Genomic DNA, 21,921 nt, shown 5'->3' on the forward strand with positions numbered 1-21,921 from the left:
ACGGGCTCTGAGATGAACGATCGTTTCGAGGCGAGGCCGCAGAGGGAGAAAATCCTCAATCTGCCCGGCGAGGTCACGGCGCTGCTCGCCGTGCTGGCGGCGATTCAGTTCGCGCTCGGCGCATTGCCGGGCGCGACGGTCTCCGAGATCTTCTCCGCGCTGGCTTTCGTTCCGGGACGAATCTCGATCGTTTTGGCGCCGGACGCTTTCATGCGCTCCATAGCGGGGCAGCTCGCTCCGGGCGTCGAGGCCGGCGATATCGCCGAGGCTCTGGGCGCGGAGCGCCTGCCCTGGTGGACCTTCGTCACCTATGCGCTGCTGCACGCCAATTGGACGCATCTCGCCGTCAATGGCGTGACGCTCGCGGCCTTCGGCTCGCCGCTGGCCCGCCGTTTCGGCGCGGCGCGCTTCCTCGCCTTTCTGGCGCTGACGGCGGCGGCGGGCGCGGCGGCGCATTTTGCGATCCATCCTTTCGATCTCGGCCCGGTCGTCGGCGCCTCGGCGGCCATATCGGGAACCATGGCGGCGAGCGCGCGTTTCGCTTTCGCCCAGGATTCGCGGATCGGGGCGCCCTATGCGTCGCGGCGCGCGTCGAGCCTCGCCGAGCTCTGGTCCAACCGGCGCGCGCTCGCCTTCGTCGGTCTCTGGTTCGCGGCCAATCTGATCTTCGGTCTATTTCCCGGCGCGGCGGGGTCGACGGAGCAGATCGCCTGGGAGGCGCATGTCGGAGGCTTTGTGGCGGGGCTTCTCCTGTTCGGCGCCTTCGACCGTCGGCGCGAGGGAGGCCGTGAGTAACCGCAACAACTAGCGGCAAGTCGAGAGCGACAAGTAAACTAGCGAGAGGGGAGGGATTTCATATGAATGTCGCCCGCATACTCGCCCGCAAGGGGGCCGAGGTCGTCACCATCGCGCCTGGACGGACATTGCTGCAAGTGGCGGAAGAGCTGACCCGCCGCGGCATTGGCGCGCTCGTCGTGGTCGACGCCGATGACGAGGTCGTCGGCCTCATCACCGAGCGCGACATCGTCGGCGCCATTGCGCGCGGCGGCGTCGAGGCGCTCCGCGACGAGGTCGCGCGCTTCATGACCGCCGATCCCATGTCGATCGCCGAGGATCATTCGCTGGAAGCGACGATGGAGGCGATGACGGTGGAGCGCCGCCGTCATCTGCCGGTTCTGCGCGACGGGCGTCTCGCCGGCCTCGTCTCGATCGGCGATGTCGTCAAATGCCGTATCGACGAGATCGAGTCCGAGCGCCAGGAGCTTCGCGCCTATATCGCGACGGCCTGAGAGCCGCCGCTCCGCGAGGGTGACGCCGGAGCCGCTTGTCTGCGGCTCACGGCGTCGCGCCGACCAGCGGTATGTGGGCGAATATATTGGGCAGCGAGCGCCTGGTCGCCTCATGGCCGAGCTCGATCAACTCCTCGGCGCGGTGGAAGTCGAACATGCCGACATCCTCATGGCGGGCGTGGATGGTTGCGTCCGGCGGATCTCCGGCCATGCGCGAGCGCAATATGCGGTCCTGGATGATGTTGAAGGCGTCGATCATCGAGGCCGCGACATTGGGCGCGGCGCCGGGGCGGCGCTGGAAATAGCGCGGCAGCAGATGCGCCGCGAGGCCGGGCTCCGAGGCGTCGGCGAAGGGCGCGCTTTCTTTCGCGCGGCCGCCGCCGGCATGGGCGTGATGATCGTGGATCACATGGGAGCGATACATCGTATCGGCTGTGACGTTCACCGCTATCACGAAATCGGCGCCCAGCGCCCGGCAGACGGTGATCGGAATCGGATTGACGAGCGCGCCGTCGAAGAGCCAACGGTCGCCGATGCGCACGGGCTCGAAAATGCCGGGCAGAGCGTAGGAGGCGCGCACGGCCGGCGCCAGCGCTCCGCGCTTCAGCCAGACCTCGTGTCCCGTGCCGACTTCGGTGGCGACGGCGGCGAAGCGGACCGGCAGATCCTCGATCGTGACGTCGGTCAGCTCTTTCTCGAGCGCCGCGCGCAGCCGCTCGCCGCCGATGAGGCTCATGCCGGAGAAGGACAGGTCCATGAAGGTGAAGACGCGCCTTTTGGTCATGGAGCGCGCGAAGGCTTCCACGGCGTCCAGCTTGCCGGCGGCGTAGCAGCTGCCGACCACGGCGCCGATGGAGGTGCCGGCGACCACATCGGGCACGATCCCATGCGCCGCCAATTCGCGCAGCACGCCGATATGCGACCAGCCGCGCGCGGCGCCGGCGCCCAGCGCCAAGCCGATCTTGGGCCGCGCTATAGGCGGAGCGGGCTCGCGCGCAATGGGCGGCGCATCGACCCCGCCGCCGCCATCCGGCGCCCATCTGTCGAAGGGATTGCGAAAAAAGGCCGTCATCGCGCCTCTCCTGCCTGCCGTCTCCGCCCGTCTTGATCTTTCTTATATTGGGCGGAAGGCTGCGCGCTGAAAGTAGCGGGGCGGTTAACGGCGCCGCCGCAGCGGTGAGGGGCCGGATCGCGGCTTCGGCTCAGGCCGGCTCGGTTCCGAAGATCGACCAGCCCATGCGCCGCGCGAGCTTCTCCAGCGCGATGCGGCCGAGATGGGAATTGCCATTGGCGTCGAGGCCCGGCGACCAGACTGCGATGGACGCCTTGCCGGGCGCGACGGCCAATATGCCGCCGCCGACGCCGCTCTTGCCGGGCAGGCCGACGCGATAGGCGAATTCGCCCGAGCCGTCATAATGGCCGCAGGTCAGCATCAGCGCGTTGATGCGGCGGGCGCGCTCGGGCGAGACCACCGACGATCCGGTCGAGGGCGATCCGGTAGAGGGAACACGGCCCGAATGGGCGAGATAGCGCCCCGCCATCGCCAGCTGCCGGCAGGTCATGGCGATCGCGCAATGGTGGAAATAGACGCCGAGCGTGAAATCCACCGGATTGGCGATCACGCCGAAGGATTTCATATAATTGGCGAGCGCGATATTGCGAAAGCCGGTGCGTTTCTCCGATTCCGCCACGGCCCGGTCGACATAGATCGTATCGTCCTGGGCCAAAAACTGCAGAAAGCGCAAAATCTCGCCCAGAGCCTCGCGCGGCTGATGGCCGGACAAGATCACATCCGTCACCGCTATGGCGCCGGCGTTGATGAAGGGATTGCGCGGCACGCCGCGCTCGCGCTCCAGCTGCACGATCGAGTTGAACGGATTGCCGGAGGGCTCGCGGCCGACGCGCCGCCAGAGCAGATCGCCCACCATGCCGAGCGCCAGCGTCAGCGTGAAGACTTTCGATATGCTCTGAATCGAGAAGGGCAGGTCGGCGTCGCCGCCAGCGGCGACGCGGCCTTCGGCGTCGATCGCCACCATGCCGAAAGCGCCGGGGTCGACCCCCGCCAGCTCGGGAATATAGCTCGCGACCTCGCCGCGATCCGGCCGCGCCGCCATTTCGGCGGCGATCTCCTGCACGGCTGTTTCGAGCTCGGTCACTTAGGCCTACCAGAGTGGGACGTCGTGGCTTTTAGCTCTCGAGAACGAGGCGGGGAGCGGCGCCGCTCTCGCCCAAATTCTCGACATGGCGATAGAAGCAGGATTTGCGGCCGGTGTGGCAGGCCTTGCCGTCGCCGCCGGGCTCGACAGCCAGCATCAGCGCGTCCTGGTCGCAATCGACCTTCAGCGACACCACTTTCTGCACTTGGCCGGAGGTGTCGCCCTTGCGCCAGAGGCTCTGTCGGGAGCGCGACCAATAATGCGCGACGCCGGTCTCCAGCGTCTTCTCGAGCGCCAGAGCGTTCATATAGGCGACCATCAGCACCTCGTTCGTCGCCGCCTCGACGGTGACGCAGACGATGAGCCCTTGGGCGTCATAGCGCGGCGCGAGGGCGAGCCCTTCCTCGAGCGCATGGGCCTCGGCCGGCGGCAGAGCGGACATTGGATTTCCCCAGGGAAGCGGTCAGCGGGCGCCGCGCAGCAGCGTGTAGAAATGCACCTGCTCGGCCGGATCGTCGCGGAACACGCCCGAGAACTGCACCGTCACCGTGGAGGAGCCCTGCTTCATCACGCCGCGCATGGACATGCACATATGCTCCGCCTCCACCAGCACGGCGACGCCGCGCGGCGTCAGATGCTGGTTGATCGCGGTGGCGATCTGCGCCGTCATCGCTTCCTGCGTCTGCAACCTGCGGGCGTAGACGTCGACGAGCCGCGCCAGCTTGGAGAGGCCGACAACGCCGCCGGTCGGATAATAGGCGATATGCGCTTTTCCGACAAAAGGAACGACGTGATGCTCGCAATGCGAGAAAAACGGTATGTCGCGGACCAGCACGAGGTCGTCATAGCCCTCGACCTCCTCGAAGACGCGGGCCAGCTCCTCGCCGGCGTCCTCCTGGTAGCCGCGGAAGAACTCCTCATAGGCCTTCACGACGCGGCGGGGCGTCTCCTTGAGACCCTCCCTTTCGGGATTGTCGCCCGCCCAGCGCAGCAGCACGCGCACTGCCGCCTCCGCTTCCTCGCGGGTCGGGCGCTCGACGGGAGTCTCGGCCGTCTCGTTACGGTCGAGCAAGGACTTAACCACGGCATCCATGTGGCGCCTCCAGATAGACGATTGGCCCGACCACTTCGGGGAAGACGGCCGCTTTCAACGCGGCCTGCGGAATTATATACTCAGTGGAAGGATTCCACGTAACCCCCCGCTAGCAACTTATCGGCCACAATGCTCGATCAAGTGTACAACCAGCGCATACTGGAGCTCGCCGCGCAGATACCGCGCGTCGGTCGGCTCAAAGCTCCAGATGCAAGCGCCACCGCCCATTCCAAGCTGTGCGGATCGACCGTCACGATCGATCTCACCCTATCGGATGGAAAAGTGGCGGATTTCGCACATGAGGTCAAAGCCTGCGCTCTCGGCCAGGCGGCCTCCTCGATCATGGCGCGCCATATTGTCGGCTCCACGCCGCAAGAATTGCGCGCCCTGCGCGAGACCGTCCGCAAAATGTTGAAGGAGAATGGCGCTCCCCCCGATGGAAAATGGGAGGAAATCGCCATTCTGGAGCCGGTGCGCGATTTCAAATCGCGTCACGCCTCGACGCTCCTGACCTTCGACGCCGTCGTGGACGCGATCGGGCAGATCGAGAAACGACAGGGCTGAGAGGGGCGCTTCGGCGCCCCTCTCATCCGGCGATGAGGCCCTGCATGGGCGCGACGCCGGCGGAGTCGGGAAAAGCCTTCTCCGCCAGCGCTTGCGCCGTGAGGCCGAATTGCTCGGTCAAAAGGCCCTTCAGCACGGCGCGCAAATCATGGGTCGGGGCGAGATCTCGCTCCTGATAGAGACGGCTCGTCTTCAATCCGGGCCAGTCGGCGATGACGCGCGCGCCTTTCACTGCGCCGCCGGCCAGAAATGCGGCGCTCGCCGTCCCATGATCGGTTCCGCCAGTGCCATTGACGCGCGCCGTGCGGCCGAATTCGGTGATGGCGACGACGGCGGTGTCCTTCCAGGCCTCGCCGAGGCCTTTCTCGAATTCCTCCAGCGCGCCGTCGAGGCCCGTAAGGCGCGTCGCCAGCAGGCCGTTCTCATTGGCGTGCGTGTCCCAGCCGTCGAAGGCGAGGGCGGCGACGCGCGGTCCGTCCGGCGTCGCCAGCAGCCGCGCCGCGCCCATGGCGGCCTGACGCATGCCATTGGGCTGGTCCATGCCGCCGCGCGACTTGGCCATATCGCCGGTGAGCCCGCCCGAGGTCGCGATTCTATCGGCGTCCAATCCGGCCCGCAGCGCGGCGGCGAGCGTCGGATCGCTATGCGTGTAGAGATCGAGCACGCGCTGAGCGAGGTCTTCGCCAGCCGGCGGCAGCACTTGCGGCGCCCAGCCGAGCGCCGGCGCCGGCCCGCGCATCACAAGCGGCGGCGCCGCGCCGACGCCGAGCCCGCGACGCCGCGCCGGCTCCGATGATTGCAGCGCGAAGACGGCGCGATTGAGCCAGCCGGATTCCGTGTGCCCCGGGCCGGCGAAGCCGCTCTCCAGCACATCCTGCCCGTCGAAATGCGAGCGCTCGCGATAGCTCGTCGCCACCGCATGAACGACGCTCGCTTTTCCTTCCTTATACAGACGCGCGAAGACCGGCATTGCGGGATTGAGCGCGAAAAATCCGTCGAGCGGCAGAGCGGGCTTGTCGCCGATCGGCGAGAGAGCGAGCGACCCGCGCAGCGCCGCGTAATCGGGATCGCCGATCGGCGCGACGGCCGAGAGTCCGTCCAGCGCGCCGCGCAGCACGATGACGACGAGGCGTGGATCGCGCGCCGCCGCGGCGCTCGCCGCTTTCGGAAAATGCGCCAAAGCAAGAGAGACGCCGCCGAGCGCGAGGAGGCGGCGGCGCGAGAGAGTGGAGGAAGAGGGAATGCGCATCGTCACCTCCGTTGAAATTCGGGGGACATGAAGAGAATTGCGAGCGCCTGCGGGCGCGATTCCGCGCGCGACGCCGCTTCCCGCGTCTCGCGGGAGGCGGCGAGGCCGGCGGCGGTGTCGAGCACGCTCAGCGGATGGCCGATGTCCTTCAGCCTCTGCGCCATCTGCCAGGCGACGTCGAGGCGCAGCTTCATCGCCTCGGGCGAGGCCCAAGCGTCGAGACTGTCGGGATAGCCATTGGGGCCGGGCGGCTGCCACAAGGGCATGCCCATGGCGTTCAGCATGTTGAGATATTGGCCCGGATCATTGGGCAGGACGCCCGTCGCCCGCGCCACCGCCATGAGATATTCGTCCGGCGTGCGGATTTTCGCGAGAGGCTCGCTCCAGGCGAGATCGCTCGCGATCAGCGCCTCCGCCACGGCCGAGAGATCGCCCTCCGTGTCGCGGAAGGTTTTCGCCAGCGTTTCGACGATCGGCTTCGGCGGCGCGTCGGCGATGAAATGCCGCGCGAGCTTGGTCGCTATATGCGTCGCCGTCGCCGGATGGCGGGCGATGTCGGCGAGCGCCGCCGCGCCTTGCTCGCGTCCCGTTTGCGGATAGTCCTTGCCGAGCAGAGCGGGCGCGCCCGGCTCGTGCCAATTGGCCTTGAACACGAAGCCGCCCGGCTCGCCGATCTCGCTCTCGGCTTCCGCGAAGCTCCAACCGGTGATGATGCGCGCCAGCGCTGTCACATCGGCCTGCGAATAGCCGCCGCCGACGCCGAGCGTATGCAGCTCGAGGATCTCGCGCGCGAGATTTTCATTGAGGCCCTTGCCGGCGAAGCGCCCCGCCGCCGAGCCCGGCCCGATGGAGCGCTGATTGTCGAGATAGTAGAGCATGGCCGGATGGCTCTCGACCGCCGCCAGCAGATCGGCGAAGCGGCCGAGCGCATACGGCCGGATCGCCTCGCGCTCGAAGGGGCCGGCGGCGACGCGGAGGATTTGTCCCTTGGCGACCGAAACGGCGAAATGATTGGACCAGAAAGCGACGAGACGCTCGACGAAGCCGGCCGGCGCGCTCGCCTGTTTCTCGAAACGCGCCATCGCCTCGGCGCGAAACAATTTCTGCTCGACAGGCGGCTCTTGCGGCTTGGGCTTGCCGTCGGCGCCTTGCGGCGGCGCGGCGGGGCCGGGCGCGGCCATCGCCGCTCCGGGACCGGCCATGGAGACGCGCGTCGCCTCCGTGGCCATGGCGCGCTCGCGCTCCATGCGCTTTTCCTGCTGATCGGCGAACAGCGCCTGCAGGGCGACATTGGACGGGGCGAGCGAAGCATTTTCCAGCCGGCCGACATTGGGCCGGCGCAGCTCTTCCAAGAGAAAACCGCGCGGATCGGCGGCCGCCGCGGCGAGATCGCCGGGCTTGGCTCCGAGGCCGAATCTGCAGAGAGCGATCAGCGCGCCGCGAGGATCTGGACCGATGGCCATGTTCCCCCCTCGATCGTGAGCCGCAAAATAGCGGCGCTCGCTCTATGCCCCCGCGCAGATGACCAGGGGATGAACCGCGAGCGGAGCGACCTATAATTTTCGGGAGGCGGCGTCGCCATCTCTTACGGTGTAAGAGTCGGCGCGCGATTCTCGAGGAGGAGAAGCCGAGCGTGCCGACGACCTATCTCCCGCGCGTCACTGCGGCCGATCACGAGCTTTTGCGTCACAGCGTCGATAATTATCCGGCCGACACTCACGACAAATGGCTTCGCCTCCAAGCGAAGGAAATCGCCAATTGGCGCGCGAGCGGCTGGGATGTCGTCATGATCGACGTCAGCGCCGAGGATTTCGACCGCTATTGCCGCGAAACCCGAGCGAGCCCCAATTTCCACACTTTCCGCGGAATCGCCTCCGCCAAGGCGATCGGCAAATTCGCATGAGCGCCGCGCAATCCTCGAAGGACCCGCGATGATTATTTCCTCGGCCGCCGATTATCGCGAGGCCGCAAGGCGGCGCCTGCCGCGCTTTTTGTTCGACTATATAGACGGCGGCGCCGGCGCCGAGCGCACGCTCGCCGCCAATATGGCCGACCTTCAGAGCGTGACGCTGCGCCAGCGCGTGATGCAGGGCGTCGCCGGCGTCGATCTTTCCACGCAGTGGCTCGGCGTCGCGGCGGATTTGCCGGTGCTGATCGCGCCCATCGGCATGTCCGGCATGTTCGCGCGGCGGGGCGAGGTTCAGGGCGCGCGGGCGGCGGAGAAAAAGGGCGTTCCCTTCATTCTCTCCACTCTTTCCGTCTGTCCGCTGGAGGAGGTGGTCGCGGCGAGCGCGCGGCCGATCTGGCTGCAGCTCTATATGCTGAAAGATCGCGGCTTCATGGAGAATATGCTCGCCCGCGCCCGCGCCGCGGGGATAGAGCATCTCGTCTTCACCGTCGATCTGCCGGCGCTGGGGCTGCGCTATCGCGACGCGCATTCCGGCATGGCCGGGCCATTCGCGCCGCAGCGGCGCCTGTCGCAGGCGCTGGTGAGGCCCGCCTGGGCCTATGATGTCGGCCTCATGGGTCGGCCGCATGATCTCGGCAATGTCGCGGCCTATCTCGGCGGCGCGATGAAGCAGAAGAATTATCTGCGCGACATCGCCGCCAATGTCGATCCCACGCTCGATTGGTCCACGCTGGATTGGGTGCGCGCGCGCTGGCCGGGCCGCATCATTCTGAAAGGCGTGCTGGACGAGGCCGACGCGCGCGACGCTATGCGCTGCGGCGTGGAGGCGATCATCGTCTCCAATCACGGCGGCCGCCAGCTCGACGGCGCGCCCTCCGTCGCCCGCATGCTGCCGCGCATCGCCGATGCGGTGGGCGACGATCTTCTGCTCCTCGCCGATTCCGGCGCCCGCTCCGGTCTCGACGTCCTGCGCCTGCTGGCGCTGGGCGCGAAGGGCGTGGCTTTAGGCCGCGCCTACGCCTATGCGCTGGCCGCGGCGGGGCAGGCGGGCGTGGAGAACATGCTGGATATTTTCGCGGCGGAGCTGCGGGTGGGGATGATGTTGTGTGGGGTGGGGGAGGTGAGGGGTGTGAGTTTGCACGGCGATGTCAATTTGCGCGTATGAGTCTAGAATGAAAGTCCGCCCGTGCCGATAGCGAACTAATGGCCCTTATGATCGAAGTCAGCGGAATTAACCTAAACTCTCTCGACGAAACCAATCTGTTACTTCGAGCGTTATGGGCGCGTATGCGCGGTCGGTTCGGAGGAATGGGTTGGCTTTATATGCCTCATCGGGAGGGAAATCGACAGCTTATTCGGTTTGGATGGGCGACTTTAGGTTCTCATTCACCAAGGTTAGAGGTCTCTGTGCGTTATCGACAGCGTGGAGTGCTGGAATCCATTTTATTTGATCCCGACATGGAGCTTTATCGTTTCTATCCAGACTTGGACAAATTGTTAACAGAGTGTACAAGGGAAGCCGAGAACTCGATGAGAATGCTTTCACAATTCAGCATGAAAGCAAAATTTTCTGTATTTCCTCCTATCGAATTCGGGTCATTTGGATCAAATAATTGGTCGATCGTGCCTATCGGTAAAAAGTTCGTAGAGATTCGTTTGGTGCTTGATGCGTTCGATCAGGTGGATTGTGAGTATGTGTTCGCGTTGAGAAGTAAAATTCTAATGGATTCCCTCTCAGTCTGGACAAATTGTGCATTTTACCAGACCGGCATCGAGAGTGGTGTGCCGCATGTCGATGATCTGTGTCGTAATATTTTTTTTGATCAAATAGATTGGTTGGAAGACCACCCCATCATGAGTGGAAAACTTTGTCTATCTACCGACCAACTGAGTTATGGAAATAGCATTGTAGCGGGCTCAATTGGGCAGGGGGAAAGGCTAGCGCGCGCCGCGCAGCTGTTTCATGAGGCGCGGATAATGCTGCTATCCGCTCCGCACCTGCATAACGATACCGCTGCAGCCCTTCTGATCTCCGCTCTCGAAGTGGTGAGCTTAATCGACGAGCCGCCGAAAAATTGTGCAAGTTGCGGGCAGCCAATCTATAAGATTTCGAGACGTGTTGCAGACCTGGGAGTTCGTCACCTCGGCGCGGGAGCAAAATGGATTTTTGACCGCCACTACAAACGGCGGTCTAGTTATCTGCACCGGGGCGTGCCGCACGCGGCACAGCCATATACCGGTAGCGCGATTCCCCAGCTGGACCCGCAGGGGATCGAGGGCTGCGCGTTGCCAACCCCGGTCGGCGCTCCCATGAATTTAATGGAATTCACAAGCTGCATTATTAGGGCAGAAATGCGCTCCGAGGTCGCGGCCCGATCTTTGGCTGCCCCCTGAAGGGGAGGGTAAGCGTGTCCCTTTCGGCATTCGTCCGACCGCCTGCGACGGCCGCGGCGTCTCGCGATGTTGTCCACATTCGACAGCCCCTCGATGGGTCGCCTCGGCGTGAGGCCGCCCCTTGACACATGCGGACTAAATTCCTATTCTCTGTCTGCCTCCACCGGTGGGGCGTCGCCTTGAAGGGTAGGCGGCGTCGACGGGGGCGCGGTTCGCAAGGGCGGGGGCAGACCCTCTCTCGTCTCGAGCGACGCCACGCCGCCGGCACGGCTTCTCCTTCGTGCGGAGGCATGTGGGAACACATGCGAAAGTCGGCCGAATTTCCGAGGCTCGCGCGGGGATAGACTACCCGAAAGGGGAAAACAACCCTGAGCCCGCAGGCGGCGAACAGAAAAGGCGGCCGTGGTCCGGGATGCTTCCGGCTTCGATGCGCAATTCCTTTTACGCGACGGCCAAACGGAGCCGCCGCGTCCCGGACCTCCCATCCTCCCGCGCCGAATTCCGGCGGCGGGCGCGAAGCCGCGCGCTTTCGTCGCTCGCGGCGCGCCGCATCCAAAAAGCTTCGCCCTCCACCCTCCCCTTTAGGGGGAGGGTCGGACCGCGGAGCGGTCCGGGGTGGGGTCAATGCCCGAGACTCGGGGATCACCCCCTCCCGCTCGCCTTCGGCGATCGACCTCCCCCCTCGAGGGGGAGGTGGGCGCGCCGCCCGGCGCGAGAGACGCCGCTACCCCTCGCCGCCCTTTCCCCCTAACCTCCCGCCATGACGGACGAGACGATTCGCATCCTCGGCATAGATCCGGGCCTTCGCAACACGGGCTGGGGGGTCGTCGAGGCGTCGCGCGGCTCGCGGCTCTCCTTTGTCGCTTGCGGCTCGCTGCATTCGGACGGCGACGCCTCCATGGGCGAGCGGCTCGCGCAATTGCAGCGCGGCCTTGCGCGCATCATCGAGGATTATGCGCCGCATGAGGCGGCGATCGAGGAGACTTTCGTCAATCGCGATCCGCAATCGGCGTTGAAGCTCGGACAGGCGCGGGGCGTCGCGCTGGCGGCGCCGGCGCTCGCCGGGCTCGAGGTGGAGGAATATGCCGCCAATGTCGTCAAAAAGACCGTGGTCGGCAATGGCCACGCCGATAAGGCGCAGATCGGCATGATGGTGCGCGTGCTGCTGCCGTTGAGCCGGGCCGACAGCCCCGACGCCGCCGATGCGCTGGCTGTCGCCATCTGCCACGCCCATCATCGCGCCGGCCGCATCGCCGCGCGCAAGCTCGCCGCGGGGGCGCGATGAGCGTCTCGCGCGGGGCGATGTGCGAGCCTGAAGGCTCGCGGTCCGGGCGCGGCTCGGCCATGGACAATCATCCTCGCCCTCATGCTGAGGAGGTCGCGAAGCGACCGTCTCGAAGCACGAGGGCGAGCTCCATTGGGCGCCGCGTGACGCTTCCCTCGTCCTTCGAGACGCGGCCTGCGGCCGCTCCTCAGGATGAGGGAAGCTTCGTCCCATCATCCGGTGGGCGCATCGGATCGGCCTTCATCGCGGGGGCGAGATGATCGGCAAGCTCAAGGGAATCGTCGATTCCTATGGCGAGGATTTCGTCATTATCGACGTGCATGGCGTCGGCTATGTGGTGAGCTGCTCGACGCGCACGCTGCAAAAGCTCGCGCCGGTCGGGGAGGCGGCGGCGCTCTCCATAGAGACGCAGGTGCGCGAGGACGCCATACGTCTGTTCGGCTTCTCGTCGGAGGCCGAGCGCGATTGGTTCCGCCTGCTGCAGAGCGTGCAGGGGGTGGGCTCGAAAGTGGCGCTCGCCATTTTGTCCATTCTCTCGCCGGGCGAGCTGGCCTCCGCCATTGCGGGCCAGGACAAAGCGATGGTGGCGCGCGCCTCCGGCGTCGGCCCCAAGCTGGCGGCGCGCATCGTTGCGGAGCTGAAGGACAAGGCCCCGGCCTTCGCCGGAATCGATCCGGTGGTGGCGCGGCTTTCCGGCGAGGAGCCGGCGGCGGCGCCCCAGGCGGCGCAGGACGCCATTTCCGCGCTGGTCAATCTCGGCTATGGGCGCCCGCAGGCGGCGGCGGCCGTCGCCAAGAGCCTCGAGGCGATGGGCGAGGGGGCCGATACGGGCGCGCTCATCCGCCGCGGGCTGAAGGAGCTGGCGAGCTGACGGCCGCGCCTCTCACCGCTGCGCCGGCGCGATCTGATTGCGCGGATCGTCCTTGGGATTGACGTAATCTATGCTCCAAGGCCCCATGGCGTCGATCTGGAGCACTGTCTCCGCGTCGAAGAAAGCGTAATGCGCCACGCCCGCCGGCATGACGGAGAAGGCGCCCGCAGGCAGCTCCTCGACGCTCGCCCGATCCGCCGCCTGACCGAGGCCGAGCCGCATCCGCCCGGAAACGATCGTGACGACCTCCGCCTTGGGATGCGTATGCGGCGGAATGCGGTAGCCCTTGGGCGCCTTCAGCCGCATCACGAACATGCCCTCCTTGGCGGGATCGCCATAGAGGACGGCGGCCTCCGCCCCGGCCGGCAGCGACGGCGGCCCGGCCGTGAAGGGAATGTCGCCCGGCAAGAGGACCTTATGCGTCCCCACATGATCGGCGCCCGACGGCGCCGCCGAAAGGAGCGCGGCGACCCCGGCCGCCGCAATGACTGCAAAGGCTCGTCTCATCTCCGCCTCCTCTCCAGGTCAGAAACCTCAGGACGGGCGGCGCCCGCGGCCGCTGATATAGGGCGCGGCTCCGACTGGCCGAGTGGGATGATTGAAATTGCGGCGCTTTTTTGTTTCGGCGCGAGAAACGTCGAGCAGTAACACTCGAGCAACCTCCTTGCGCCATATTTCCGCTCGTCTCGCGAAAAAGCGATTGTGTTCGCATGTGTCGTAAGTAACTTGTGCCGGAGAGTAGTGTCATGAAGTCGCGAGATGCCTTGGTTCGGCTGAAACGTTTTCACGCCGAAGAGTGCCGGCGCCGCGTGGCGCAGCTTCAGACGATGATCGCCGAATTCACCCGCATGACGGGCGATCTCGATCGCGAGATCGCTCATGAGGAGCAGCGGGCCAATATCACCGATCCCAATCACTTCGCCTATCCGACCTATGCTCAGGCCGCGCGCACCCGTCGCGACAATCTCCTGCGCTCTGTCGCCGATCTCAAGGACCAGCTGGTCGAGGCGGAGACGCATATGAAGGACGCGGCCGAGGAGCTGGGCAAGGCGCAGGGCCAGGAAGCCCGCGACCGTGGCGGCGATCGCGTCATCGATCTCGTCGCCGAACGACGCGTCTGAGGTCTTTCTGGCTCAGGCCAGAAAATAGAAGAGGCGCGAGCCGAAAAGCCGCAGCCAGACGCCGACGCTGGGACGCCTCGTCGCGCCCGGCGCAGCGCCGTAGGCGAGCTGCTCCGCGATCTCGGCGACCGGATAGCGGAAGAACCGCAGCGCAAAACAATTGTGGCGCGCGCCCGCCTCGACAAAGGCCAGCTCGAAGCGCGCGAGATCGCCGATCCATTGGGGCTCGGCGCGCGCGAGGCGCGCTGCGAGCGCGGCCGCATCGGCGCGATGGCGCCCCGGCCGCGGCGGGCCGGAGATGGCGGCGAAAAGCTCGCGATCGAAACGCGCGCCCAGCGCTGTATGGGTCAGCGGCAGCGTCTTGCGCGCGTCGAGCGTCCGCTTTCCCTTCAGACAATCGGCGAAACGCGCGACGGCGGCGGGATCGATGCGGGCGAAGCTCTCGGCCTCCGCCTCGCCGAGCCCGAATTGCCGCGCGCGCTCGAGCGGCGCGCGGAAGAAGGCCTCGCGGAACGTCTCGTCCGTATAGAGAAGCGCCAGCAGCGCCTGCGTCTCCTTCAGCGGCATAGGCGGCCGATCGCGCGCGCATGCGCGACCTCCTCGACCAGGTCGCCGAAGGGCGGCAGATTTTCGTCCCGCTCCAGCACCATCGCCCGCGCATTCGGCGCGCGGGGCAGGATTTTCTCGAGCAGGCTCCAGATTTCCGGCGGCGCCGGGGCGTCATGGCTGTCCATCAGCAGGCCGCGCAGCCGCCGCCCGCCGGCGATGTGGAATTGGACCACGCGCTCGAAGGGCCAGCGGTCGAGCTCGGCCTCGAGATCGACGCCCTGATTGACGGCGTTGGTGTAGAGATTGGTGACGTCGCAGAGCCAGCCGCAGCCGGTCAGCTCCAGCACGCGGGTGAGGAAACCCGCCTCGTCCATCTCACAGCCGGGGACGAGCGCGATGACGGTCGGATTTTCGAGGATCAGCGGAGTGGGTATCGCCCGGCGCACGGTCTCGACATTGCGCGCCACCGCCTCCGCCGCCTCCTGCGTGTAGGGCAGGGCGGCGAGATGGCCGATGGAGATTCCGCCCGCCCTGGTGAAGGCGAGATGCTCGCTCCACCAGGGCGGGTCGAGCCGCGCGACGAGCGCCGCCAATTTCTTCAGATAAACGGGATCGACGCCCTCCGCCGAGCCGAGCGAGAGATCGAGTCCATGCGGCACGATGGGGAAATGATCGGCGAGGAGATCGAGCTCGGCGCGCTTTTCCCGCGAGGCGTCGAGATAATGGTCGGCGATGACCTCGACGATCTCGATCTTTTCGCGATTGGCGAAGAGATCGGCGCAGAACTGCGGCCGATAGCCGAGGCCGGCGCGCAGCTCTGCGGGCGTCGCCATGCGGTTCAGTCGCCGCCGCCGCCGCAGCCGCCGCAACCACCGCCGCCGTCTCCGCCGCCGCTGCAGGACGAGCCGCAGGAGCCGGAGGAATCGCTCGCCGACTTCCTGAATAGGCTCATGAATTCCGGCTCTAGGGCGCCCTTCAGCGCCTCATAGCCGAAGACCGAGACGAGGAAGAGCGAGCCGGCGTCGAAAGCCGCAGCCCCGGCGGGCCGCGATTTCGCCTGGCCGAGCTTTTCGGAGAGGCTGCGCCCATAGGCGCGCTTGATCGCCGCGAGATAGGCTGTCCCGCGCGCGCTGGCGATGCGCTTGCGGGCCTTGGAGGTCAGCATCCAGAGGAAGATTTCGGCGGCCGCCGCCATGCCGATGAGGAAGATCACATTGTGATGGCCGGCGAGGAGCGCCGCCGCCAGCTTGCTGGCCGCAAGGCCGAGGAGGACGATCGAGCCGAGGATAAAGGCCGTGCCGGCGGTCTGGCCGACGCCGAGCGGCGCGAGCAGGTCATTCTCGACGAGGCGCCGCCGCTCTGGCGCGCAGAGTCGTTCTATATCGGCCGCCAGCGCTGGATCGGCGAAGAGCTCGCCTGGCGTCGGCCGCGCCGAAAGCGCCATCAGCACGCGCGCCGAACGCGCGTCCAGCACGCGGCCGGACTGGGCGCCGGCGGCCCGCTCCAGCCGCCCGTCGGTTATGCCCACATAGCCTTGCTGGCGCAGATCGAACAAAAGCGTGCGGATGACATTATTGACGCCGCCCGAGAGATAGGCGAGCGCGATGGCGTCGGGCTCGCTCGGCACTTTCAGCCGGGCCATGTCGCGCGTCGGATCGGCCGCGCGGATGAAGAGAAAGGAAAGGCCGAGCGTTACCCCCGCCACGCCCGCATAGAGGGCCAAAAACTCCGGCCCCGGGAGACCGAGGATCGAAAAACCGGCCATAATCGTCCCCGCCACTCGCTCACTGAAATAACCGCGCGAGATTAGCAGCCCCTGCGCGGCGGACAAGCTACAGCCGACCGCCACAGCCGGCATTCAGGCTTGCGGTCGCGGCGTGGCCATGCCAGTGAGAGCGCGCGCTCCGCACCGGGAGCGCCGAACCCGCAGCGCCCCATGAAAAAAATTTTGGAATATGTCTGGCCCCTCGTCGGGCTGGCGGCGGTCATCGCCTCTTTCTATCTTCTCTATGGCGAATTTCGCGGGGAGTCGGTCGGCGAGGAGGTCTGGGCCGATCTTCGGGCCATTTCCGTCTCCCATTGGATCGCGGCCGGCTTCTGCTCTCTGCTCGCCTATGTGGCGCTCGCTTGGTACGATCGGATCGCGCTGCTGCACCTCGGCGTGAAGCACATCTCCATGGTGTTCATCTCGCTGTGCTCATTCACCACTTATGCGCTCTCGCATAATATCGGCGCGTCGGTGTTCTCCGGCGCCGTGGTGCGCTACCGGGCCTATTCCACCAAGGGCCTGACGGCCGGTCAGGTGGCGGTGCTGGTGGTGCTGTGCTCCTATACTTTCGGCCTGGGCACAGTGCTGCTCACAGGCATATTGCTCACCTATCAGCCGAGCCTGCTCGGCCGCCTCTCCGGCATGCTGCCGGAGATGCTCACCAATGAGCATACGGCGCTGATCATCGGCCTCTCCTGCCTCGGCGCCGTGGCGCTCTATGTCATCGGCTCGCTGATGCACTTCAAGCCGATCGATCTGGGCAAGATCCATGTGATGTATCCGAGGCCCGAGGTGATGATCCGGCAGATGTTCGCCGCGCCTCTGGAGCTGATCGGCGCCGCCGGCATCATTTATTTCGCTCTGCCGGAGGGCAGCGGCACGCCCTATATCGTCGTCCTCGGCACTTTCCTCCTGTCCTTCTCGGCGGCGCTGGTTTCCCACGCGCCCGGCGGGCTCGGCGTGTTCGAGCTCATCTTCATCAAGGCCATGCCGGATGTGCCGCGGCTCAAGGTGCTGACAGCGCTCCTGGTGTTCCGCCTGCTCTATCTCATCGTCCCGCTGCTGTTCGCGCTCGTCGTCGTGCTGGTGTTCGAGCGCGGACGTCTCGCCGAGACATTGCGCGGCCGCGCCGATAGCGAGAGCTGACGGCCGAGAGCGTTTCCAGCCGAAGTGGACACCGGTTCGGCGTTGGAAACGCGGTCAAAACAAAGGCCGAGAGTCTTTCCGTGTTTCAATGAAACCCGGAAAGACTCGAGCGGGCGAAAAAGGCCCTGAAACGACGAAGAGCCGGCCGCCTCGAAGGCGCGCCGGCTCTGCGTTTTTAAAGAGGCGCCGCGATCGGGCGCCGAAATCACATGCGATATTGCTGAAGGCGGGTCGTCCGCAATCCGGCGAGACCATGCTGGTCGATCGACATCTGCCAGCTCAGAAACTCGTCCACCGTCAGCGTGTAGCGGGTGCAAGCCTCCTCGAGGGAGAGGAGCCCGCCGCGCACCGCCGCGACCACTTCGGCCTTGCGGCGTATCACCCAACGCTTGGTCGTGGGCGGCGGCAGATCCGCGACGGTCAATGGGCTGCCATCGGGACCGATGACATATTTGACACGCGGACGATGCGTCTCGGTCATTTTGTTACTCGCATACTCTCACGATCACTCGACCCTCCTTCTATAGGCGAGGCGATTTAACATTTGCCTAAGCCAAACTCCTGTGTTTGCGGCCAATTGAGAAATCGCCGTTTACCATAGCTCACGGTCGGCGAGAGGGACGGCGTCGCTCCAGACGATCGCGCGGCGAGCGATCGGAAATCCCGAGCGATAGCGCGTCTATAGCTCGGGATTTCCCGCCGGGAACGACGGCGTCTCTGCGTGGGGCCGAAGCTACTCGCCCGCGACCCGCTCCACCTTCACACGGGCGACGCCCGCCGAACGGAAACCGAGGCTCTCCGCCGCATGGGTGGAGACGTCGATCACCCGCCCATGCACGAAGGGACCGCGATCATTGATCGTGACGACCACAGAACGGCCATTGCCGAGATTGGTCACGCGCGCTCGCGAGCCGAAGGGAAGGCTGCGATGGGCCGCCGTCAGCGCCCCCACATGGCCCCCGCTCGCCGTCCGGCCATGATAGCCGTAGTAGGAGGCCTTCCCCACCCAGGATTGGCCCGCCGCCGTCGCTGTCGAACCTGCAAAAATCGCCGCTCCGATGATCCATTGTTTCAATGCGCTATCCCCCTTGCCGTTTCTCTCCCGACAGCCGACCGAGCTCGGTCGAGACTGTCGAGTAGACCCGCGGTAAGGGTGAGTTGTGATCAAATAGTGGCGAGAGCGCCAGCGCCGGATTTTGCCTAGTTCCGCGCCAGGGCGCCAAGTATGCCGCATCAATATTTCGATGTAATCTATACTAAAGTCTCAAATAAACGTTTATGTATTTTGCAATATATTTGTCACAGAATTACTTTTCTGTGACTGAAATGACACAGGTTGCGAGAATCTGTCGCCTAGCTGTCAAGCCACCTCATGAACGGATCGATCCAGGGCGAAGCGGCCGGGGCCGGCGAGTGCGAAAAGCGCAAAGACGACGCCATAGACGAGCGCCAGCTCGCCGCCATTGTGGATCGGCAGAGCGCCGCGGGCGGCGTGGCCGACGACATAAGCGACGACCATTTCCGCCGCGAGCACGATCGCCGTCGGCCGGGTGAAGAGGCCGAGCAGAAGCAGCAGGCCGCCGAGAATTTCGATCGCGCCGGCGAGGCCGAGCAGAGAGACGAGCTTCAGCCCATCGAACATGGCCACATGCGGAAAGCCGAGGAGCTTGGCTGTTCCATGCTGAAGGAACAGCAGAGCGACGAAAATGCGCGCGAGACCGAGCAGCGCTTGCGCTCGGCCCGGCGAAACCAGCGAAACCATGGGCGTTTCCTCATTTGTCGAGGATCGCGCCTCACAGGATCGAGGCGACCTCCTCGAAGGCGAAACGCGGACCCCGCGGATAGAGTTTCGCCGGATCGCCATAGCCGATGTTGATGAGGAAATTGGATTTCACCGTCCCGCCAGGGAAGAATTCGGCATCCACCTTCGCATTGTCGAAGCCGCTCATCGGCCCGGCGTCGAGCCCGACGGCGCGCAGCGCCAGCAGGAAATAGGCGCCCTGCAGCGTGCCGTTGCGAAAAGCGGTCGTCTCGATGAGCGGGGCGTTGCCGACGAACCAGGCGCGCGCGTCTGTCGCGGGATAGAGGCGCGGCAGATGCTCGTAGAATTGCGTGTCATGGGCGACGATCGCCGTCGCCGGAGCGGCGAGGGTCTTTTCGAGATTGCCGGGGGACAGCGCCGGCGCCAGCCGCGCCTTGGCCTCCGCCGAACGTATGAAGAGGAAGCGCGCCGGCAGGCAATTGGCGCTGGTCGGCCCAAAGAGCGCGAGCCGTAGCGCCTGCTGGAGCAGGGCGTCGGGAACCTCGCGATCCGCCCAGCCGTTGTGGGTGCGCGCCTCGGTGAAGAGCTGCGCGAGCGCCTCCGCGCTCAAAGCTTCCTGCGAAATCTCGTTTTGCGCCATATCATCGCTCCTCGGCTCGCTCGCGTCACGGCTCGGCAGGGGGAACGCGCGCGCCGCTCAGATGTCGCGGCCCTCGACTTCCAATCGCAGCCGCTCCTCCGCCTTGCGCCATTCCTCGCGGCGCGGATCGAGCGCGCGGGCGCGGCGATAGGCCTCGAGCGCGCGCGCCGCGGCGCCGGCCCGCTCACGCAGCGCGCCCAATGCGCCGAGCGCATCGAAACGGCGCGGCTCCAGCCGCAGGGCGGATTCGAGATCGCGCTCCGCCCCGTCGAGATCGCCGAGCGCGATGCGGATATTGGCGCGGCCGACCAGCGCCTCCGCCCATTCCGGCTCGAGAATGACGATGCGGTCGAAGAGATCGAGCGCCAGCGAATCCGCGCCAATGCCGACCGCGACCAGCGCGCGGCGCATCAAGAGATCGACGGTGGGGGAGGCGGAGCGCGCCCATAGCCGGCCGATCGCCTGGGCGAGGGCGCTCTCCTCCTCCTCGCTCTCGGCGAGGGAGAGGCGGCGGATGAGATCGTCGAGCGAGTCGCGCGCCGTCTGCGGCGCCCGCTCGGGCGCGAGCTCTGGCTCGACCGGGGCTGTGGGCCGACGCTGCGGCGAGAACACGCGCGCGCCCGGCGGCAGTGGGATCGGCACGCGGCCTATGCCGGGAATGTCGAGATATTGCTGCTCGGTGAGCGGACGCTCCGCCCCGGCGGCGAGCGCCCCGGGAGCGGCGAGCAACGCGGCCGCGAGCATGGCGGCGAGAATGCGGGACGAAGGCGCGAGGCGCATGGGCGCGACTGTAGCAAAGGCGCCGGCCCCGAGACAAGAACGCCTCGAGACAAGAGCCCTGCAAAACGCAAAAGGGTCGCCGCGGAGCGACGACCCTCTCGTTCAAAGGTTCAGATCAATGGCTCAGAGCGCCTTGAGCTGGTCCGCGGAGGACTTGCCGGTGCGGCGGTCCTGAGCGATCTCGAAGCTCACCTTCTGGCCTTCGCGCAGATCGCGCAGGCCGGCGCGCTCCACCGCGCTGATGTGGACGAACACGTCCTTGTCGTCGCCATCCGGCTGAATGAAGCCATAGCCCTTCTGGGCGTTGAACCACTTAACCGTTCCAGTCGCCATTTGTCTCTCCAGACATAGAGGAGAAGGCCCGCCTGCGCGGGGCCGGGTCGATCGATGTAGGGAGAGGTCGTCAGCGGCTCCGTCTCCGAAGCGCGCCCAAGTCGCCGGCCGAAAATCGATGCAGGGGAACATAGAGGGCCGAACCGCGCCGGGCAATGGCGGATCACGCTATAGGCCATAAGTAATTCCCGAAAAAGAAAGGATTTCCTAACCTACACAATTGGAGGGGCCGTCCGGTTCACGCCACATTCATCCAAACGGCGCGATCTTAGCGTTGGGTTTACGATCATCGCGTCGAATTGTCGCCGAATGATCGTGATCTGCGACGGCGGGGGGCGGCCCCCGCGCGCAGCGAGAAGCGGAGAGTAAAAGTGATCGACCTCGTTCGGCAAGCGATCGACGAGAATGGACGCCTGCCCGTGCCGGCCCGCGACATTGCGGCCAACGCCGACCTCTATGAGCTCGGCCTCACCTCGTTTGCGGCAGTCAGGATCATGCTCGCGCTCGAGGACGCTTTCGGCGTCCAGTTCCCGGAGCATATGCTGCGCCGTCGCAATTTCGCCTCCATCGGCGCCATCGTCTCCTGCCTGCATGCGCTGGAGCGCAAGGCGGCCTGAGCCGAAGCTCTCACAGCCGCGCGCCCGAGGGACAATAGCGCGCCTTGCGATCGGCCCCGGCCGAGAGCGCCGCCGGAAAGGCGTCCTGCCGCGGGCCGAAGGCCAGCAGCGCCGGCGTCACCGGCCGCGTCGAGGCCGCCCAGCTCTGGAAGGCGGCGGAGCGTCCCTCGCGCGTCACGCGCGCGGCCAGCTTCTCCGTCCCCGGCTCGGGCGTCAGCCCCTCGAGCCCGCATTGGGCGAAGAGCGGAATGCGATAGGCCGGCGGCGGCGCGGCGCAGGCGCGCTCCATCAGCGCCACTATCGTGAAGAAGACCAGCGCCGAGAAGGCGACGAAAAGCGCGCCGATCTGACGCGCGCCCAAATCTGCTCGTGACATTTTGGACCCCCTTGGCCGC

28 protein-coding genes are annotated in these 21,921 nt (G+C 66.0%); 11 read left to right on the forward strand and 17 right to left on the reverse strand.

The features are described 5' to 3' along the window. The first annotated feature begins 12 nt into the window (after positions 1-12). Positions 13-795 carry a rhomboid family intramembrane serine protease gene (locus METLW3_RS0106335; RefSeq protein ID WP_024879128.1) on the forward strand — a complete coding sequence of 261 codons (783 nt, stop codon included), beginning with the start codon at positions 13-15 and terminating at the stop codon, positions 793-795. 62 nt (positions 796-857) lie between these two features. Then, positions 858-1,289, forward strand: coding sequence for a CBS domain-containing protein (locus tag METLW3_RS0106340; RefSeq protein WP_024879129.1), 432 nt, complete (start codon positions 858-860; stop codon positions 1,287-1,289). 46 nt (positions 1,290-1,335) lie between these two features. Here METLW3_RS0106340 and METLW3_RS0106345 read toward each other — a convergent pair whose 3' ends face one another. The 4 genes from METLW3_RS0106345 to folE all read right to left on the reverse strand — a co-directional run bounded on the left by METLW3_RS0106345 (position 1,336) and on the right by folE (position 4,538). After that, entirely contained in the window at positions 1,336-2,361 is a 1,026-nt protein-coding gene (locus METLW3_RS0106345) for a patatin-like phospholipase family protein (RefSeq protein WP_024879130.1), read from the reverse strand. Positions 2,362-2,491: 130 nt separating this feature from the next. Further along, positions 2,492-3,445 (reverse strand): glutaminase, encoded by a 954-nt coding sequence (locus METLW3_RS0106350; RefSeq protein ID WP_024879131.1) that lies wholly within the window; start codon positions 3,443-3,445, stop codon positions 2,492-2,494. A 31-nt stretch (positions 3,446-3,476) separates the two neighbouring features. Next, entirely contained in the window at positions 3,477-3,887 is a 411-nt protein-coding gene (gene hisI / locus METLW3_RS0106355; protein ID WP_024879132.1) for a phosphoribosyl-AMP cyclohydrolase, read from the reverse strand. Positions 3,888-3,908: 21 nt separating this feature from the next. Further along, complete coding sequence (gene folE, locus METLW3_RS0106360) at positions 3,909-4,538, reverse strand: GTP cyclohydrolase I FolE (RefSeq protein WP_018264614.1); 630 nt, start codon at positions 4,536-4,538, stop codon at positions 3,909-3,911. A 129-nt stretch (positions 4,539-4,667) separates the two neighbouring features. On the opposite strand from folE, the gene METLW3_RS0106365 reads away from it, so the two are divergent. After that, entirely contained in the window at positions 4,668-5,102 is a 435-nt protein-coding gene (locus METLW3_RS0106365) for an iron-sulfur cluster assembly scaffold protein (protein ID WP_024879133.1), read from the forward strand. A 22-nt stretch (positions 5,103-5,124) separates the two neighbouring features. On the opposite strand, the gene METLW3_RS0106370 is transcribed toward METLW3_RS0106365, so the two are convergent. Then, the gene (locus METLW3_RS0106370) at positions 5,125-6,351 is read right to left on the reverse strand and encodes a DUF1501 domain-containing protein (RefSeq protein ID WP_036308702.1); all 1,227 of its coding nucleotides are present in this window, start codon (positions 6,349-6,351) and stop codon (positions 5,125-5,127) included. Between the two features lie 2 nt (positions 6,352-6,353). Beyond that, on the reverse strand, positions 6,354-7,814 hold the full coding sequence (locus tag METLW3_RS0106375; protein WP_024879135.1) for a DUF1800 family protein: 1,461 nt from the start codon (positions 7,812-7,814) through the stop codon (positions 6,354-6,356). Positions 7,815-7,984: 170 nt separating this feature from the next. On the opposite strand from METLW3_RS0106375, the gene METLW3_RS0106380 reads away from it, so the two are divergent. The 5 genes from METLW3_RS0106380 (at position 7,985) to ruvA (ending at position 12,810) form a co-directional block, all read left to right on the forward strand. Then, entirely contained in the window at positions 7,985-8,254 is a 270-nt protein-coding gene (locus METLW3_RS0106380) for a hypothetical protein (protein WP_024879136.1), read from the forward strand. A 28-nt stretch (positions 8,255-8,282) separates the two neighbouring features. Continuing rightward, positions 8,283-9,425: an L-lactate dehydrogenase gene (locus METLW3_RS0106385; protein WP_024879137.1), complete on the forward strand. Its 1,143-nt coding sequence runs from the start codon at positions 8,283-8,285 to the stop codon at positions 9,423-9,425. A 263-nt stretch (positions 9,426-9,688) separates the two neighbouring features. Then, complete coding sequence (locus tag METLW3_RS0106390; protein ID WP_064032911.1) at positions 9,689-10,654, forward strand: hypothetical protein; 966 nt, start codon at positions 9,689-9,691, stop codon at positions 10,652-10,654. 760 nt (positions 10,655-11,414) lie between these two features. Beyond that, positions 11,415-11,939, forward strand: a complete 525-nt coding sequence (ruvC, locus tag METLW3_RS0106395; RefSeq protein WP_024879139.1) for a crossover junction endodeoxyribonuclease RuvC — start codon at positions 11,415-11,417, stop codon at positions 11,937-11,939. A gap of 256 nt (positions 11,940-12,195) precedes the next feature. Continuing rightward, a complete protein-coding gene (ruvA, locus tag METLW3_RS0106400; protein ID WP_024879140.1) occupies positions 12,196-12,810 on the forward strand; it encodes a Holliday junction branch migration protein RuvA in 615 nt (204 codons plus the stop codon). 12 nt (positions 12,811-12,822) lie between these two features. Here the strand turns inward: ruvA and METLW3_RS0106405 are convergent, their stop codons facing one another. Further along, positions 12,823-13,317, reverse strand: coding sequence for a cupin domain-containing protein (locus METLW3_RS0106405; RefSeq protein WP_024879141.1), 495 nt, complete (start codon positions 13,315-13,317; stop codon positions 12,823-12,825). A gap of 239 nt (positions 13,318-13,556) precedes the next feature. Here METLW3_RS0106405 and METLW3_RS0106410 point away from each other — a divergent pair, with 239 nt between their 5' ends. Beyond that, positions 13,557-13,931, forward strand: coding sequence for a flagellar export protein FliJ (locus tag METLW3_RS0106410; protein ID WP_024879142.1), 375 nt, complete (start codon positions 13,557-13,559; stop codon positions 13,929-13,931). A gap of 12 nt (positions 13,932-13,943) precedes the next feature. Here the strand turns inward: METLW3_RS0106410 and METLW3_RS0106415 are convergent, their stop codons facing one another. The 3 genes from METLW3_RS0106415 to METLW3_RS0106425 are packed head-to-tail and all read right to left on the reverse strand — an operon-like array spanning position 13,944 to position 16,245. Then, on the reverse strand, positions 13,944-14,498 hold the full coding sequence (locus METLW3_RS0106415; RefSeq protein ID WP_024879143.1) for a hypothetical protein: 555 nt from the start codon (positions 14,496-14,498) through the stop codon (positions 13,944-13,946). Next, positions 14,489-15,313, reverse strand: coding sequence for a DUF692 domain-containing protein (locus METLW3_RS0106420; RefSeq protein ID WP_024879144.1), 825 nt, complete (start codon positions 15,311-15,313; stop codon positions 14,489-14,491). The genes METLW3_RS0106415 and METLW3_RS0106420 overlap by 10 nt, the downstream gene beginning before the upstream one ends. A gap of 5 nt (positions 15,314-15,318) precedes the next feature. Next, positions 15,319-16,245 carry a TIGR04222 domain-containing membrane protein gene (locus METLW3_RS0106425; protein WP_024879145.1) on the reverse strand — a complete coding sequence of 309 codons (927 nt, stop codon included), beginning with the start codon at positions 16,243-16,245 and terminating at the stop codon, positions 15,319-15,321. Positions 16,246-16,416: 171 nt separating this feature from the next. Here METLW3_RS0106425 and METLW3_RS0106430 point away from each other — a divergent pair, with 171 nt between their 5' ends. Beyond that, the gene (locus tag METLW3_RS0106430) at positions 16,417-17,394 is read left to right on the forward strand and encodes a lysylphosphatidylglycerol synthase domain-containing protein (protein ID WP_024879146.1); all 978 of its coding nucleotides are present in this window, start codon (positions 16,417-16,419) and stop codon (positions 17,392-17,394) included. 205 nt (positions 17,395-17,599) lie between these two features. Here METLW3_RS0106430 and METLW3_RS0106435 read toward each other — a convergent pair whose 3' ends face one another. From METLW3_RS0106435 to METLW3_RS0106460, 6 genes are all read right to left on the reverse strand, one after another. Then, the gene (locus tag METLW3_RS0106435; protein WP_018264629.1) at positions 17,600-17,875 is read right to left on the reverse strand and encodes a DUF1153 domain-containing protein; all 276 of its coding nucleotides are present in this window, start codon (positions 17,873-17,875) and stop codon (positions 17,600-17,602) included. Between the two features lie 252 nt (positions 17,876-18,127). Next, positions 18,128-18,469 (reverse strand): septal ring lytic transglycosylase RlpA family protein, encoded by a 342-nt coding sequence (locus METLW3_RS0106440; RefSeq protein WP_024879147.1) that lies wholly within the window; start codon positions 18,467-18,469, stop codon positions 18,128-18,130. A gap of 285 nt (positions 18,470-18,754) precedes the next feature. Next, a complete protein-coding gene (locus METLW3_RS0106445; RefSeq protein WP_024879148.1) occupies positions 18,755-19,156 on the reverse strand; it encodes a DoxX family protein in 402 nt (133 codons plus the stop codon). A 31-nt stretch (positions 19,157-19,187) separates the two neighbouring features. Continuing rightward, on the reverse strand, positions 19,188-19,796 hold the full coding sequence (locus tag METLW3_RS0106450; protein WP_024879149.1) for a malonic semialdehyde reductase: 609 nt from the start codon (positions 19,794-19,796) through the stop codon (positions 19,188-19,190). Between the two features lie 57 nt (positions 19,797-19,853). Next, the gene (locus METLW3_RS0106455) at positions 19,854-20,576 is read right to left on the reverse strand and encodes a hypothetical protein (RefSeq protein ID WP_024879150.1); all 723 of its coding nucleotides are present in this window, start codon (positions 20,574-20,576) and stop codon (positions 19,854-19,856) included. A gap of 123 nt (positions 20,577-20,699) precedes the next feature. Beyond that, the gene (locus tag METLW3_RS0106460) at positions 20,700-20,909 is read right to left on the reverse strand and encodes a cold-shock protein (protein WP_018264633.1); all 210 of its coding nucleotides are present in this window, start codon (positions 20,907-20,909) and stop codon (positions 20,700-20,702) included. 371 nt (positions 20,910-21,280) lie between these two features. On the opposite strand from METLW3_RS0106460, the gene METLW3_RS0106465 reads away from it, so the two are divergent. After that, positions 21,281-21,526: an acyl carrier protein gene (locus METLW3_RS0106465; RefSeq protein ID WP_024879151.1), complete on the forward strand. Its 246-nt coding sequence runs from the start codon at positions 21,281-21,283 to the stop codon at positions 21,524-21,526. Positions 21,527-21,536: 10 nt separating this feature from the next. Here the strand turns inward: METLW3_RS0106465 and METLW3_RS0106470 are convergent, their stop codons facing one another. Next, entirely contained in the window at positions 21,537-21,902 is a 366-nt protein-coding gene (locus tag METLW3_RS0106470; RefSeq protein ID WP_134188036.1) for a hypothetical protein, read from the reverse strand. Positions 21,903-21,921: the final 19 nt, after the last annotated feature.

Origin of the sequence: Methylosinus sp. LW3, from assembly GCF_000527115.1 — a bacterium.
Lineage (GTDB): Bacteria > Pseudomonadota > Alphaproteobacteria > Rhizobiales > Beijerinckiaceae > Methylosinus.

Bases quoted from the DNA above. Each gene is read 5' to 3' on its own strand.
- METLW3_RS0106335 (WP_024879128.1), top strand. From the start codon at position 13: ATGAACGATCGTTTCGAGGCGAGGCCGCAGAGGGAGAAAATCCTCAAT.
- METLW3_RS0106340 (WP_024879129.1), top strand. From the start codon at position 858: ATGAATGTCGCCCGCATACTCGCCCGCAAGGGGGCCGAGGTCGTCACC.
- METLW3_RS0106345 (WP_024879130.1), bottom strand. From the start codon at position 2,361: ATGACGGCCTTTTTTCGCAATCCCTTCGACAGATGGGCGCCGGATGGC.
- hisI (WP_024879132.1), bottom strand. From the start codon at position 3,887: ATGTCCGCTCTGCCGCCGGCCGAGGCCCATGCGCTCGAGGAAGGGCTC.
- folE (WP_018264614.1), bottom strand. From the start codon at position 4,538: ATGGATGCCGTGGTTAAGTCCTTGCTCGACCGTAACGAGACGGCCGAG.
- METLW3_RS0106365 (WP_024879133.1), top strand. From the start codon at position 4,668: ATGCTCGATCAAGTGTACAACCAGCGCATACTGGAGCTCGCCGCGCAG.
- METLW3_RS0106370 (WP_036308702.1), bottom strand. From the start codon at position 6,351: ATGCGCATTCCCTCTTCCTCCACTCTCTCGCGCCGCCGCCTCCTCGCG.
- METLW3_RS0106375 (WP_024879135.1), bottom strand. From the start codon at position 7,814: ATGGCCATCGGTCCAGATCCTCGCGGCGCGCTGATCGCTCTCTGCAGA.
- METLW3_RS0106385 (WP_024879137.1), top strand. From the start codon at position 8,283: ATGATTATTTCCTCGGCCGCCGATTATCGCGAGGCCGCAAGGCGGCGC.
- ruvC (WP_024879139.1), top strand. From the start codon at position 11,415: ATGACGGACGAGACGATTCGCATCCTCGGCATAGATCCGGGCCTTCGC.
- ruvA (WP_024879140.1), top strand. From the start codon at position 12,196: ATGATCGGCAAGCTCAAGGGAATCGTCGATTCCTATGGCGAGGATTTC.
- METLW3_RS0106405 (WP_024879141.1), bottom strand. From the start codon at position 13,317: ATGAGACGAGCCTTTGCAGTCATTGCGGCGGCCGGGGTCGCCGCGCTC.
- METLW3_RS0106410 (WP_024879142.1), top strand. From the start codon at position 13,557: ATGAAGTCGCGAGATGCCTTGGTTCGGCTGAAACGTTTTCACGCCGAA.
- METLW3_RS0106415 (WP_024879143.1), bottom strand. From the start codon at position 14,498: ATGCCGCTGAAGGAGACGCAGGCGCTGCTGGCGCTTCTCTATACGGAC.
- METLW3_RS0106420 (WP_024879144.1), bottom strand. From the start codon at position 15,313: ATGGCGACGCCCGCAGAGCTGCGCGCCGGCCTCGGCTATCGGCCGCAG.
- METLW3_RS0106425 (WP_024879145.1), bottom strand. From the start codon at position 16,245: ATGGCCGGTTTTTCGATCCTCGGTCTCCCGGGGCCGGAGTTTTTGGCC.
- METLW3_RS0106430 (WP_024879146.1), top strand. From the start codon at position 16,417: ATGAAAAAAATTTTGGAATATGTCTGGCCCCTCGTCGGGCTGGCGGCG.
- METLW3_RS0106435 (WP_018264629.1), bottom strand. From the start codon at position 17,875: ATGACCGAGACGCATCGTCCGCGTGTCAAATATGTCATCGGTCCCGAT.
- METLW3_RS0106445 (WP_024879148.1), bottom strand. From the start codon at position 19,156: ATGGTTTCGCTGGTTTCGCCGGGCCGAGCGCAAGCGCTGCTCGGTCTC.
- METLW3_RS0106450 (WP_024879149.1), bottom strand. From the start codon at position 19,796: ATGGCGCAAAACGAGATTTCGCAGGAAGCTTTGAGCGCGGAGGCGCTC.
- METLW3_RS0106455 (WP_024879150.1), bottom strand. From the start codon at position 20,576: ATGCGCCTCGCGCCTTCGTCCCGCATTCTCGCCGCCATGCTCGCGGCC.
- METLW3_RS0106460 (WP_018264633.1), bottom strand. From the start codon at position 20,909: ATGGCGACTGGAACGGTTAAGTGGTTCAACGCCCAGAAGGGCTATGGC.
- METLW3_RS0106470 (WP_134188036.1), bottom strand. From the start codon at position 21,902: ATGTCACGAGCAGATTTGGGCGCGCGTCAGATCGGCGCGCTTTTCGTC.